This window comes from Kitasatospora sp. NPDC057936, from assembly GCF_042887525.1.
In the GTDB taxonomy this organism is placed as follows: domain Bacteria; phylum Actinomycetota; class Actinomycetes; order Streptomycetales; family Streptomycetaceae; genus Kitasatospora.
Genome location: NZ_JBHVPD010000023.1, coordinates 1 through 12,490, shown reverse-complemented (window position 1 = coordinate 12,490; position 12,490 = coordinate 1). Strand labels below are relative to the sequence as shown.

11 protein-coding genes are annotated in these 12,490 nt (G+C 74.2%); 1 reads left to right on the top strand and 10 read right to left on the bottom strand.

Annotation, left to right across the window (positions count from 1 at the left end):
* The first annotated feature begins 27 nt into the window (after nucleotides 1-27).
* The gene (locus ACFVU9_RS14950) at nucleotides 28-1,566 is read left to right on the top strand and encodes a M1 family metallopeptidase (RefSeq protein WP_380506799.1); all 1,539 of its coding nucleotides are present in this window, start codon (nucleotides 28-30) and stop codon (nucleotides 1,564-1,566) included.
* Nucleotides 1,567-1,568: 2 nt separating this feature from the next.
* Here ACFVU9_RS14950 and ACFVU9_RS14945 read toward each other — a convergent pair whose 3' ends face one another.
* The 10 genes from ACFVU9_RS14945 to ACFVU9_RS14900 form a co-directional block, all read right to left on the bottom strand.
* Nucleotides 1,569-2,420, bottom strand: a complete 852-nt coding sequence (locus ACFVU9_RS14945; RefSeq protein ID WP_387593550.1) for an aminoglycoside N(3)-acetyltransferase — start codon at nucleotides 2,418-2,420, stop codon at nucleotides 1,569-1,571.
* 59 nt (nucleotides 2,421-2,479) lie between these two features.
* Nucleotides 2,480-2,953: a GNAT family N-acetyltransferase gene (locus tag ACFVU9_RS14940; RefSeq protein WP_387593615.1), complete on the bottom strand. Its 474-nt coding sequence runs from the start codon at nucleotides 2,951-2,953 to the stop codon at nucleotides 2,480-2,482.
* 11 nt (nucleotides 2,954-2,964) lie between these two features.
* The gene (locus ACFVU9_RS14935) at nucleotides 2,965-4,035 is read right to left on the bottom strand and encodes an epimerase (RefSeq protein ID WP_387593548.1); all 1,071 of its coding nucleotides are present in this window, start codon (nucleotides 4,033-4,035) and stop codon (nucleotides 2,965-2,967) included.
* A 34-nt stretch (nucleotides 4,036-4,069) separates the two neighbouring features.
* Nucleotides 4,070-5,170, bottom strand: coding sequence for an alkene reductase (locus tag ACFVU9_RS14930; protein WP_387593546.1), 1,101 nt, complete (start codon nucleotides 5,168-5,170; stop codon nucleotides 4,070-4,072).
* A gap of 50 nt (nucleotides 5,171-5,220) precedes the next feature.
* Entirely contained in the window at nucleotides 5,221-6,570 is a 1,350-nt protein-coding gene (locus tag ACFVU9_RS14925) for a condensation domain-containing protein (protein ID WP_387593544.1), read from the bottom strand.
* Nucleotides 6,571-6,696: 126 nt separating this feature from the next.
* Nucleotides 6,697-7,644: a PfkB family carbohydrate kinase gene (locus ACFVU9_RS14920; protein ID WP_387593542.1), complete on the bottom strand. Its 948-nt coding sequence runs from the start codon at nucleotides 7,642-7,644 to the stop codon at nucleotides 6,697-6,699.
* A gap of 67 nt (nucleotides 7,645-7,711) precedes the next feature.
* Nucleotides 7,712-8,479, bottom strand: coding sequence for a CPBP family intramembrane glutamic endopeptidase (locus ACFVU9_RS14915; RefSeq protein ID WP_380497330.1), 768 nt, complete (start codon nucleotides 8,477-8,479; stop codon nucleotides 7,712-7,714).
* Between the two features lie 7 nt (nucleotides 8,480-8,486).
* Nucleotides 8,487-11,039 (bottom strand): MMPL family transporter, encoded by a 2,553-nt coding sequence (locus ACFVU9_RS14910; RefSeq protein ID WP_387593540.1) that lies wholly within the window; start codon nucleotides 11,037-11,039, stop codon nucleotides 8,487-8,489.
* A complete protein-coding gene (locus ACFVU9_RS14905; RefSeq protein ID WP_387593539.1) occupies nucleotides 11,036-11,971 on the bottom strand; it encodes a class I SAM-dependent methyltransferase in 936 nt (311 codons plus the stop codon). Before ACFVU9_RS14905 ends, ACFVU9_RS14910 begins: the two co-directional genes overlap by 4 nt.
* A 95-nt stretch (nucleotides 11,972-12,066) precedes the next feature.
* Nucleotides 12,067-12,490: hypothetical protein (locus tag ACFVU9_RS14900; protein ID WP_387593537.1), on the bottom strand; the 424-nt coding region annotated here is incomplete at its 5' end.

The following is a 12,490-nucleotide window of genomic DNA, read 5'->3' as shown; positions in this document are numbered from 1 at the left end:
TTCGTCCCAGCGATCCTGGAGGACCCGTTGCGCAAGAGGCTGATCGTCTCCGCCGCGAGTGCCATGGCCCTGTTCCTCGCCGTCCCGGCGTCGGCCGCCGACTTCCAGCCGGGCGCCCCCGGCATCGGCGACTCCTACTACCCGACTTACGGCAACGGCGGCTATCACGTCTCCCACTACGACATCCGGCTGAAGTACCAGCCCGCCACCGACGAGCTGGAGGGCACCACCACCATCCTCGCCACCACCACCCAGGACCTCTCGCGGTTCAACCTGGACTTCGCGCTGAACGTCCAGGAGGTCCGGGTCAACGGGCGGGCGGCCACCTTCGCCACCAGCGGGGAGCAGGAGCTGGAGATCACGCCCGCCCGGCCGCTCGCCAAGGACAGCCAGGTCACCGTGGTCGTGCGCTACAAGGGCGTGCCGTCCACCGTGAAGCGCTACGGCTTCACCGCGTGGCAGCGCACCCCGGACGGCGGGGTCGCGGCCGGCGAGCCCGAGGCGGCGTGGTGGTGGTTCCCGAGCAACGACCACCCCAGCGACAAGGCCACCTTCGACGTCTCCGTCCAGGTGCCCGACGGCAACGAGGTGATCAGCAACGGTGTCCTCGTGAGCAAGAGGTCCCAGGCGGGCTGGACCCGCTTCTCCTGGCGCGAGAACAAGCCCCAGGCGACATATCTGGCCACCCTGGCGGTCGGCAAGTTCGACGTCACCCAGGACACCACGGCGAGCGGCATCCCCGTCTACAACGCGTACAGCAAGGACCTCGGCGAGAACGCCGACGCCGCGCGCGCCAGCGTCGAGCGCACCGGCGAGCTCGTCGACTGGCTCAGCGGCTACTTCGGCGAGTACCCGTTCAGCTCCGTCGGCGGCTACGTGCCCAACTCCAAGGCCGGCTACGCGCTGGAGAACCAGACCCGGGTGTTCTACGGCGCCAAGCAGTTCGCCCGCGGCTCCAACACCTCGGTGGTCGTGCACGAGCTGGCCCACCAGTGGTACGGCGACAGCGTCTCCGTCGCGCACTGGAGCGACATCTGGCTCAACGAGGGCTTCGCGTCGTACGCGCAGTACCTGTGGTCCGAGCACGAGGGCGAGGGCACCGCGCAGGAGCTCGCCGACTACGTCTACGCCTCGCACCCGGCCGGCGACAAGTTCTGGACCATCAAGCCGGGCGACCCGGGCGCGGACAACCAGTTCGACTCCGCCGTCTACGACCGCGGCGCGGTGGCGATCCAGGCGCTGCGCAACACCGTCGGCGACGACGCCTTCTTCCGGATCCTGAAGGGCTGGCCCACCGAGCACCGCTACGGCAACGCGAGCGTCAAGGACTTCCAGGCGTACGCGGAGACGATCTCCGGGCAGGACCTCGGGGAGCTCTTCACCACCTGGCTGTTCACCCCGTCGAAGCCGGCCGTCGGCCCGGCGCCGAAGGCCGGCGTCGACTCGCAGGCCTCGCTCGCCGCACGCTCGGACGCGGTGGGCACCGCCGACGAGCCGCAGGCCGTCGTCGAGCCGAAGTCCTGGCAGAAGATCCAGGACAGCCACGCACGCGGCGGCGAGCGCTGACCTCACTGCCGAACCGACCCCGCGCCGTCCGCCGCCAGCAGTTCACCGAGGCGGCGGACGGCGAAGGGTATGAGGCGCCGGACCGGGAGCAGGCGGCAGGGTGCGGTGCCGACCAGGGCCGGGCGGATGCCCGCCTGCTCCTCGAACTCCCGGCCCACGACCGGGAAGTGGGTGTCGTTGTCGTTGCCCACGTCGATCGTCTCGATCCAGACGCGCTCGCCCGCGACGGCCATCGGGAAGCGGCGCAGCTTGCGGCGCGGGGCAGGCGCCAGCGACTCGGCGTAGTGCAGGAAGGTGTTCCGGTTGTGGCCGACGCCGAGCAGCAGCACGTGCGCGTCCAGGTCGTGCAGCGCACCGAACGGGGACTCGCGGCCGACCGCGTCGCCGAGTGACTGCCGGGCGGTGATCCGCGCGGCCTCGGCTCCGACGGCCGCGACCGACGCCTGCGGGTGCGGGCTGCGCAGGCTCTCCGGGAGCGCGCGCAGCGCCTCCGCTATGGCGCCCATCGGCGACGGCATGGCGGGGTGGAACAGCGGGACCGCGGCCCGGCGTTCGGCGATCTCGGGCGTCGGGACGCCGGTGTGCTCCGGGTGCGGATCGAGGACGACGGACCCGGTGAAGGCCGGCACCACGACCGTCCCGGTGGGCCCGACGGCCGCGCGCAGGCTCGCGACGACGGCGTCGGCGCCGCCCTCGACCCGGCCGAGTCTGGAGAGCGACGAGTGCACCATGAGCGCCATGCCCTCTCGGACGCCCATCGAGCGCCAGGCCTCGGTGAGCCCGGCGGCGGTGAGCGGCTCGGTGAGCGGCTTGTTGAGCGGTGTGGTGCGCGGCGTGGAGTCGTGTGCGGTCATGGTGCCCCCGTTCGTCTGGTCGTTCGGGGCCGACCCTAGCCCGGGGGTCTGACAATCGATCAGTTCACGGCGGGGCTCCGGCGTTCGACGAGGACGACGTCGCGCCAGCGGCCGTTCAGGCGGCCGACGCGTTCGCGGGTGCCGACGGTGCGGAAGCCGGCGCGGTGGTGGAGGGCGAGGCTCGCGCCGTTCTCCGGGAAGATCCCGGCCTGGACGGTCCAGATGCCGGCGGCGTCGGTGGAGGCGAGCAGGGCCGACAGGAGAGTGCGCCCGACGCCGCGCCCGTGGGCGGCGGGGGCGACATAGACGGAGTGCTCGACGACGCCCGCGTAGGCGCTGCGGCTGGAGACGCGGGACACGGTGGCCCAGCCGAAGAGGGTGCCGTCGTCGTCGAGGGCGACCAGGCGGTGCTCGGGCAGGCGGGAGGCGTCGAAGGCGGGCCAGTCGGGGGCGGCGGTCTCGAAGGTCGCGTCGCCGGTGTCGATGCCTGCCTGGTAGACGGCGAGGACGGCCTCGGCGTGGTCGGGGGTCATCGCGGTGATGTTCACCGGGCGTCCTGGTCGAGCGCGGAGAGGACGCGGGCCTCGTCCTCGGCGGTGAAGCCGTGGCCCAGGGGCGGTGCGCCGCGGTCGCGGTCCCAGGTGAGGACGTCGGCCGCGGTGACCGCGAGCGGGGTGGTGGGCAGGCCGGCCGCGCGGGCGCGGGAGGCGTCGCGCTGCTGGCCGGGCCAGAGCCCCTCCTCGCGGACCAGCGGGAAGAACGGTGGCGGCGCCGTCTCCGGCGGCACTGGGACGACCTCGACCTCGGTGCCGGCGACCGCGGCGCAGGTGGCGATCACCCCGCCCAGCGTGACCGGTTCGGCCGGGCCGACGGCGTGGAACGCGCCCGGCCGCTCGTCCTGGACGAGCCGCAGCACGAAGCGGGCGAGGTCGCGCGAGTCGACCAGCTGGACGGGCTGCTCCGGCCGCCCGGGGAGCGCGATCCGGCCGCCGCGCGCCGCCCGACGCGCCCAGTAGGTGAGCCCGCGCTGGTCGTCGTGGGGGGCCGGCCCCCGGGCGGGGCGCCCCGAGCGCGCCCCCCGCCCGCCCCGCCCCCCCCCCCGCCCCCCTTCGTTGCCCCCGCGGTGGTCGCCGTGCGCCCGCCACACCTGGCGGGCCCCCACGATCGTCGCCCGCTCGCCGTAGCGGGCGACGACCTCGTCCTCGCAGGCGACCTTGAGCCGGCCGTACGTCTCCTCGTCCAGCTGCTCGGCCTCCCGCAGCGGTGCCCGGCGCGGGGTGGACTCGTCCGAGCCGGGGGCGAGCCCGGCGCGCTCGTAGACCGCGTGGCTGGAGATGAACAGGTAGCGGCCGACGGAGTCGCCGAGCACGTCCATCGCCCCGGTGACCTGGCGGGGGAAGAAGCCGCTCAGGTCCACCACCGCGTCCCAACCGCCGTGCCGGAGGGCCGAGTAGTCGCCGGCGTCGCGGTCGCCGGTGAGGCGGGTCGCGGCGGGGAACAGGCCGGGGTTCGTCCGGCCGCGGTTGAAGAGGGTGACGTCGGCCCCGCTGCGCAGGGCTTCGTCGGCGATGGTGCGGCCGATGAAGGAGGTGCCGCCGAGGAGGAGAATTCGCATGCGGCCGAGCCTACTTCGGCGGTTCAAGCGGTTTTCAGCGCGCGCCGGCCAGGCGCGGGTAGTCGGTGAAGCCGGCGGCGCCGTGGGTGTAGAGGCGGGCCGGGTCGAAGGCGGTGAGCGGGGCGTCGACGGCGAGGCGTGCGGGCAGGTCGGGGTTGGCGATGAAGGCGCGGCCGTAGGAGACCAGTTCGGCGAGGCCGGAGTCGAGGACGGCCTCGCCGCGGGCGCGGTCGGTGGCGGCGCGGTTCTCGCCGACGTTGGCGATCAGCGGGCCGTGCCAGCGGGGGCGGAGGTCGGCGAGGGCGGGGTAGTCGTCGTTGTCGGTGAGGTGGAGGTAGGCCAGGCCGAGGCTGTCGAGTTCGTCGAGCAGCGCCCGGTAGACGGGTGCCGGGTCGGCCTCGGCCATGCCGAACTGCGGGTTTCCGGGGGACAGCCGCAGGCCGAGCCGGTCCGGACCGATCGCCGCGGCGACGGCGGTGACCAGCTCGACCGGGAAGCGGAGGCGGTCGGCGAGGGTGCGCGGGCCGTACTCGTCGGTGCGGAGGTTGGTGTTGTCGGCGAGGAACTGGTGGATCAGGTAGGAGTTGGCGCCGTGCAGCTCGACGAGGTCGAAGCCGGCCGCGAGGGCGTTGCGGGCGGCGTCGACGTGGTCGGTGACCGCCCGGCGGATCTCGTCGCGGGTCATCGCGCGCGGGGTGACGGCGTCGGCCTTGGCGCCGTCGCGGACGTGCACCGGGCCCGGGGCCGGGACGGCGGACGGGCCGGCCGGGACGTCGCCGAGCAGGCGGTTGAGCGGGTGGCCCTGGCGGCCGCCGTGCATCAGCTGGGCGACGATCCGGCCGCCGGCCGCGTGCACGGCCTCGGTGACGGCCCGCCAGCCGGCGGTGTGCTCCGGCGTCTCCAGGCCGGGCAGGCGCCAGCCGGACTGGCCGGCCCGGCTGGGCCAGATGCCCTCGGTGATGATCAGGCCGGCGCTCGCGCGCTGGGCGTAGTACTCGGCGACGACGGGCAATGGTGTGCCGTCCTCGGTCGCCCGGTAGCGCGTCATGGGGGCCATGACGACGCGGTTCGGCAGGTCGAGCGCGCCGAGGCGGTAGGGGGTGAGGAGCGGGCCGGTGAGGGCGGTGGTGGTCATGCCCGCACGGTAGAACCTGACACCGGTGTCAAGTTCAAGCGGTGTCAGGTTCAGGCGGTGGCCGGTGCCGCGGCCTCATCCAGGACCAACTCCTCGATCCCGTAGAGGAATTCCTCCATGGCCGAGCGTGGCAGCACAGCGGGATCGGCGGTCATGATGAGGCTCAGCGCGTCGGCCGTCCGGACGGCGTCCAGGGCGTAGGTCAGGCCGGGGCGCGGCTCGAAGTCGACGGGCCAGGTGAGAGTGGTGCGGTCGTCGCCGCCCACTGCCTCGGCGGGGACGGGCGGGGCCAGCTCACGGGTGTCGTTGAAGACGCAGGACCGGTCGGCGAGCGGGACGCCTCCGGCGGCGAGGGCGGCGATCTCCTCGTCCAGGCGCAGTTTGTCGTAGTAGGCGTGGCGGTAGGTGCCGATCGCGGCGGCGTGCGTGCGGCGTACGATCCCGCCGAACTCGCCGGTGGCGTCCGGGAGGTGGAACAGGCCCTCGCCGGCGACGGTGCTGACGGCGTTCGCCAGTTCGGGCAGGAAGCGGTTGTTGACGACGACGTGCAGGACGGCCTCGGAGGAGCCGGAGAGCTTGGCGGTCATCGCGGCGGTGGCGGCGAGGAGGACGGAGGAGGAGCTCACCCGGTGTGCGGCGGCAACGAGTTCGACGGCGGCGGGCAGGGCGGGGGAGCGCAGCACGGCGTTCGGGAAGCGGGTCGCGGCGGGTCCGTTCGGCTGGGGGAACAGGCGGGCCGGGCCGAGTCGCAGCTTGCGCAGGAACTGCTTGCGGGCGCCCGCGTCCCGCCGCCTGCCGCGTTCGGAGGCCTGGAACTCGGCTTCCTCCAGCGGCTGTTGGGCGGGCTCGCGGAGCGCGGCCAGCTCGGCGGGCGCGGTGCCGAGGCAGAGCGCGGTGAGGTCCGCGACGAGGCGGGTCATGCCGTTGCCGTCGACGGCGGTGTGGGCGAGCACCAGGCTGACGTGGCGGGCCAGGCCGCCGTGCTCGACCACGCCGACGCGGATCGGCCACTCGTCGGCGCAGTCGAACGGGCGGGCCGCCAGCTCGTCGTGCAACCTGGCACCGGTGGCGGCGAGTCGGCCCGGGTCGGGGCAGTGTTCGGTGTGCACGGCGAGTCGGCCGTCGGGGTCGACGAGTTGGCGCAGCCGCCCCTCCTCGTCCGGGACGAGCCTGGTGTGCAGCGCGTCGTGGAGGTGGAGCAGTTGGTCGAGGGCGGTGAGCAGGACGGGCAGCGGCAGGCCGGGGTCGAGCGGGGCGGCGGTGGTGATGGTGTAGCGCGGCGCGTCGCCGGGGGCGAGGCGCCGGACGGCGTCCCAGATGGCCTGCTGGCCCCAGGTGGCCGGCCCGGAACCGGACCGGCCGGACGAGAAGGCGATCTCCGGCAGTTGACGAGTGGTCACCGTGTGGCTCTCCGTAAGGGCGTGGATCGGTACGTCCTGGCTGGTGCGGTGGGAGCGCGTGGGCCGTTCGGGGAGAGTGTGGCGCACCGGCCGCCGGGCCGTCGAGAGAGCGGGTGACGAGGGGGCCTAATGGACGTCCGCGGTGACCGCGTAGACGTCGGCGAGGCGGGCGTCGAACGCGGGCCGGGTGAACAGGTAGTCCTGGCTGCCCGCGGACTCCAGGGCGTACGCGGCCAGCACACAGCCGGTCCGGGCGGCCTGTTCGTCGTCGAGGCCGTCGGCCTTCGCGGAGAGGAAGCCGGCTCGGAACGCCCCGCCGCCGCCCGCGCCGTCGGGCAGCCGGGAGATCGGCGCGGCGGGGACGGCGATGGAGGGGCTGGTGGCGTAGTCGATCCAGACGCCCTCCGCGCCGAGGGTGGTGATCCAGGCGCCGACCCGGTGCAGCACGTCGGCCGCCGCCCAGCCGGCGTGCTCCAGGAGGGCGGCGCGCTCGCGGCGGTTGGTGACCAGGTAGGTGGCGCCGGCGAGGACGGCGTCGGCGCCGGCCCGGCCGAGCCGCTCGGTGCGGCCGGCCACGTCGACCAGGTACGGCAGGCCGCGGCGGCGGCACTCGGCGGCCCGCTCGGCGAGCACCTCGGGCTCGGCGGGGCCGAGGAAGACCAGGCCGACGTCCTGCGGCCAGCCCTCGGGGCCGGGCGCGTCGTCCTCGGCGAGGGCGCCGGGGTGGTAGGAGACGATGCGGTTGTCGTCGGCGTCGGTGGTGCGGGTGTAGCGGGCGGTGGCCAGGCCGGTGGAGATCCGGACCCGCGAGGTGTCGACGCCGACCTCCTCCAGCCGGGCCCGGTACTCGCCGAAGTCCTTGCCGGCCGCGCCGAGCAGCAGTGGCGCGCGGCCGAGCCGGCCGAGGCCGAAGGCGACGTTGGCGGCCACGCCGCCGTAGCGGACCTCCAGGTCGTCGACGAGGAACGACAGGGACAGGTGCTGGAGCTGGGCCGGCAGCAGCTGGCTGGTGAAACGGCCGGGGAAGGTCATCAGGTTGTCGATGACGATCGGGCCGGTGACGGCGATTCTCATGGGGTGCCTCACCTGGGGTGAATGGGTGTGAGCGGGACTGTGCCGGGGGAGGCGGGGGAAGGGGATCTCAGAGGGCCCAGAGGACCCAGGCCAGCAGGAGCAGGTTGGCGGTGCCCTGGGCGACGGCGCTCGCGAGCGCGGAGCCCGTCCAGGCGCGGCAGACGCCCAGGGCGACGCCCATCGCGAAGACGGACGGCAGGACGCCGCAGATCACCCGGGCGTTGAGCGGGTTGAGCCCGTAGTCGCCGAGGTGGACGAGGGCCCAGCCGGCCGAGGTGACGGCGATCGCGACGAGCGGGCCGCGGGTGCGGGCGACGGCGTCGTACAGCACGCCGCGGTAGCAGACCTCCTCGACCAGCGGCACCAGGAGGCCCATGCAGAGCACCATGGCGACTCCGGCGACGACCGGCTGCCCGGGGGCCATCTGCCGGAAGAGCTCGGGGACGAGGGAGGTCCAGTTGTCGGCGCCCCGGCCGAACGCGGCCCGGGTGGCGAACACGGTGTTGGCGTAGGCGAGCACCACGAGGCCCGTCCCGGCGAGGGCCGGGAGGAAGCGGAAGCGGCGCAGGCCGGCCGCCGCCCACTCGGCCCGGTCCAGGACGGTGACGACGGCCGCGCTCAGGCCGACCGAGAGCACCATCAGCGGCATCGACACCGCGCCGGCGATCCGGACGACGGCGAGCACGGCGAACACCTTGGCGGCGGAGGAGGCCGGCGCCTCGCGGTGGTGCCGCCTGAGCCGGTGCAGGGTGCGCCGGCGCAGGGGAGTGCGAGCCCGCCCGGCGGTGGCGGGCGCGGGGGTGGCGGGCGCCACCGCCGGACGGTCCGCGGTCACGGGCGGCTCACCCCGCCTTCGCGGGGGCCGGGGCGGAGGAGCGGCGCAGGCTGGGCAGCCACCAGTTGTAGCGGCGGAACAGCAGCAGCGTCGCCGGGACGAACAGCATCCGGATGAGCGTGGCGTCCAGCAGGACGGCGAGGCCGAGGCCGGCGCCGTACTCCTGGAGCATGATCGTCGAGGAGAGCGCCATGGTGCCGAGGCTGCCGGCCATGACCAGGCCGGCCGCGTTGATCACCCGGCCGGTGTCGACCACCGCCCCGACGGTCGCGCTCTCCTGGTCGGCCCCGCCGCGCACCAGGTCGCGGACGCGGGTGACCAGGAAGATCTCGTAGTCCATGCCGAGGCCCATCATCAGCACGGTGAGGAAGATCGGCAGGTCGTCGATGATCGCCTTGTCGAGCCAGAAGTGGAAGACCAGCACGGTGATGCCGATCGCCCACACGTTACTCATCATGATCGTGAGGATCAGCCGGATCGGGATCAGCAGCGAGCGCAGCGCGAACACCAGCATCACGAAGACGCCGACCGAGACGAGCCCGATCATCTGCCAGAAGCTGGAGTCGAGCGCGTCGCCGTACTGCCGGTCGACCTGGGTGGCGCCGCCGACCGCGAGCGGGCCGACGTCGCGGGCCGCGGCGGTGACGTCCTGGATCCGGTCGACGGTGTGCACCGCGGCCTCGGTGTAGGGCTTGTCGGCGAGTTCGACGACGATCCGCAGCGCGCCGTCGTCGGACAGGTAGTCGCGGCGGACGTCGGGGCCGAGCGCGTCGAGGTCGGCGGCGCCCACCGGCGTGCCGAAGGGCCTGGTCACGGCGGAGACCCGGGCGACGCCCGGCACCGCGGCCAGCTTGTCGGTGAGGTCGGTGACGGCCTTGCGCCCGCTGTCGGTGAGGTGGTGCTGCCCGTCCACCACACCGGGGTCCGGCCGGCCGACGACGAGCGTGGGCAGCACGGAGGCGTCGCCCCACTCGCGGGCCACGAGCTCGAAGCCCGTGCGCGAGTCGGTGGCCGGGCTGAGCGCGACCGGGTCCGCCGTGGAGCGGTGCTGGGCGGTGATCACCGCGAACGGGACCGTGACGGCCGCGAAGAGCAGCACGATCGCCACCTTGCGGCGGCGGGCGAGGTCGGCGGCCCGCTTCAGGTGGCGGCCGAGCGCGCTGCCGTGCTCCAGGTCGGCCAGCGGGTCGCGGCCGAGCCAGAAGAAGCGGTCGCCGAGCAGCACGAGCAGGGCCGGGGTGAGCGTCAGCGCGGCGAGCAGCACGATCGGGATGCCGATCAGGCCGCCGTAGCCGAGCGGCGGGATCCAGTCGACGGGCGAGAACAGCGTGGCGCCGAAGGCCAGCACCACGGCGACCGCGGCGAGCAGCATCGACTCGCCCGCGTGCGCGGTGGCGTGCACGGCGGCGTCCTTGGGCGAGCGGCCGGCCAGCCGTTCCTGCCGGTAGCGGGAGGACAGCAGCATGCTGTAGTCGACGCCGGCGCCCAGCATCACGAAGTTCATGATGGTGATGGTGAACTGGGTGAGCGTCACGCCGTGGCCGAGCGCGAACAGCGCGGCCTGGCTGACGGTCATCGCGAGGCCGATCGCCGCCACCGTGAGCACGGCCGGCACGACGGCCCGGAAGAACAGCAGCAGGACGAGGAAGATGATCGCGTAGGCGACCGTCTCCATCAGCGCGTTGTCGTCCTCGGCCTTCTTGTACGTGTCCTTGATCAGCGCCAGCTCGCCGGTGACGTGGGCCTCGACGTCCGGTCCGGCCCCGGCGGCGCGCTGGGCGCCGGCGATCGCCGAGCGGAGCCAGTCCACGTCCGGGTCGTGCCCGGCGCGCTTGGCGAAGCTGACCGAGACCAGGGTGGCCTTGCCGTCCTTGGCGACCAGCCGGTCGACGGCCTCGGCGGGCACCGGCACCGGGAAGGTGCGCCAGTCCGTCGCCTTGGTGAACGCAGCCGAGATCGGCAGGAGTTGGGCGTCGTCGGTGACGGCGACCGCCTGGCGGGCCGGATCGGCGAGGGCCGCCGGGACCTGGCCGGCCGCGACGGCGGCGTCCACCGCCTGCCGGCGGGTGTCGGGGGTCGCCGGCGTCTGCGCGGCGGCGAGCTGCTGGTCGACCTGGGTGTGCAGGCGCTTGAGGTACTCGGTGGTCGAGTCCCGGTACAGCGTGTACGCCGAGGTGGACTGCTGCACCTCGCCGGTGCGTACGCGGGTGGCGATCTGCTCGTCCAAGTCGGCCAGCATGGCGCGCAGTTGGGAGCTCCGGACGTCCGGCGCGCCGATCGCGACGATGGACTCGCGCTGCGAGCGGGCCGGGAACGACTCCTCGACGAGCCGGTCGGCCCGGGCACTGCTGGTGCCCGGCACGACCTTGGACGCCCCCTGTTTGGTGAGGACGTCGTTCAGCTGCGAGGCGAACGGGAAGCACGCCGCGATGACCAGCACCCAGATCACGAGCACGGTCTTCGGGCGGGCGGTGAGCCCCTCGGCGAGGCGCAGCAGCCGGTGCTGCACCGCGCCGTGGGTGGTCTCCGCCGCCGGTGCGGGTGTGGCGGTGGTGGTCATGCGCTGCGGACTCCCTCGCGGTGCCGGCCGCCCGGCCCGGTTCCGGTGGTGGTGCCCGGGTTGGTCCCGGTGACGACGACGAAGGTGTGGCGCAGCTCCAGTGCGCCGTGGCGGGCGACGTGTTCGGCGAGGCCCTTGCGGATCAGCTCCAGGGCGTGCTCCTCGCGGCTCTGGTCGACGGCGTCCTTGAAGCCGGCCGCCGCGCCGGAGCGCTGGACCCACTCCAGGGCCTCCTCCGGGGTGGTGGCGGGCAGCACCTGGTGGCCGTCGCGCTGGACGTCCACGGTGAGGCCGGCCTTGGTGAACCAGCGGGCCACGGTGGCCGCGTCCTTGGGCAGGTTGACCCGGATCATGCCGGTGAGCAGCGACGGGTCGGCGGTGAACACCTTCTCCAACTGCTCGATCAGCGTCTTGAGGGCGTCGCCGCGGGTCTCGATGACGACGATCCGGCCGCCGGGGCGCAGGACCCGCTTGATCTGTTCCAGCAGTCTGACCGGCTTGCTGTAGCAGATCGCCCAGCCGACGACGACGAGGTCGGCGCTGTCGTTCGGCCGGGTGCGCAGGAACTCCTCCATGTCCCCCTCCTCCAGGGAGACTTCGAGGTCCGGGGAGCGCATCGCCTCGGGCAGGACCTTGGCCTTGGCGACGGACAGCATGCCGGGGGACTTGTCGACCGCGCGGACGGAGCCGCGGCCCTCCAGCTTCCGGACGATGTCGTGGGTCAGGTGGCCGGTGCCGCAGGCGAGTTCGAGGACGTCGTCGCCGGGGCTGACGGTGACCTCGCGCAGGGCGGCGAGCGAGTGGACACCCATGACCGGGCTGAAGTAGGTGTCGTAGCTGGAGCTCGCGGCGTCGTAGTCGGGCGTGGTGTCGGCGTTGGTCCGGCTCAGGGTCAGTCGCAGGGCGCGGGCGGCGAGTCCGAGGCGGCTCATGGCTGGCTCCTTGGGGTCGGGACGGGTGCGGGCATCGTGGTAAGGGGTGGTGCTCGGCTCGGTTCCTCTACGGGGCGGGGCTGGTCGCGGTGGGGCTATTCGTGGTGGGGCTGGTCGCGGTGGGGCGTGGTCGCGGGGGTGCTGCTGTGGGCGAACTGTGCGGTGGAACCTGGGCGTTGGACCGGGCGGGACAGGTCGGCGACGAGCAGGAGCCCGCCGGTCCCGGCGAGGGTGCCGAGCACGGCGGCCGTCGCCGCCGGGGCCGAGGCCGCCGCGACGGCCCCGGCGGCCAGTGCCGCGAGGGCACCCGCTGCGACCGCCGCGCGGGGCGCGGTCACGGCGGCGGTGAGGAGCGCGGCCGAGGCGGCCAGGGCCGCGCACCACGGGCTGTCGGAGGTCGCGGCGGCCGGCAGCGCGCCGCCGACCAGCAGCAGCCCGGCGGCCGGCGCCCAGGCGGGCCGGTGCCGGCCCGCCCGCCGGTGGAGCGCGGCGGCGAGCACGGCGAGCGCGGCTCCCACC

What these genes read in the sequence shown, in the direction of transcription:
- ACFVU9_RS14945 (WP_387593550.1), bottom strand. Translation starts at nt 2,420, where the DNA reads ATGACCGCACACGACTCCACGCCGCGCACCACACCGCTCAACAAGCCG.
- ACFVU9_RS14905 (WP_387593539.1), bottom strand. Translation starts at nt 11,971, where the DNA reads ATGAGCCGCCTCGGACTCGCCGCCCGCGCCCTGCGACTGACCCTGAGC.
- ACFVU9_RS14910 (WP_387593540.1), bottom strand. Translation starts at nt 11,039, where the DNA reads ATGACCACCACCGCCACACCCGCACCGGCGGCGGAGACCACCCACGGC.
- ACFVU9_RS14940 (WP_387593615.1), bottom strand. Translation starts at nt 2,953, where the DNA reads ATGACCCCCGACCACGCCGAGGCCGTCCTCGCCGTCTACCAGGCAGGC.
- ACFVU9_RS14935 (WP_387593548.1), bottom strand. Translation starts at nt 4,035, where the DNA reads ATGCGAATTCTCCTCCTCGGCGGCACCTCCTTCATCGGCCGCACCATC.
- ACFVU9_RS14920 (WP_387593542.1), bottom strand. Translation starts at nt 7,644, where the DNA reads ATGAGAATCGCCGTCACCGGCCCGATCGTCATCGACAACCTGATGACC.
- ACFVU9_RS14930 (WP_387593546.1), bottom strand. Translation starts at nt 5,170, where the DNA reads ATGACCACCACCGCCCTCACCGGCCCGCTCCTCACCCCCTACCGCCTC.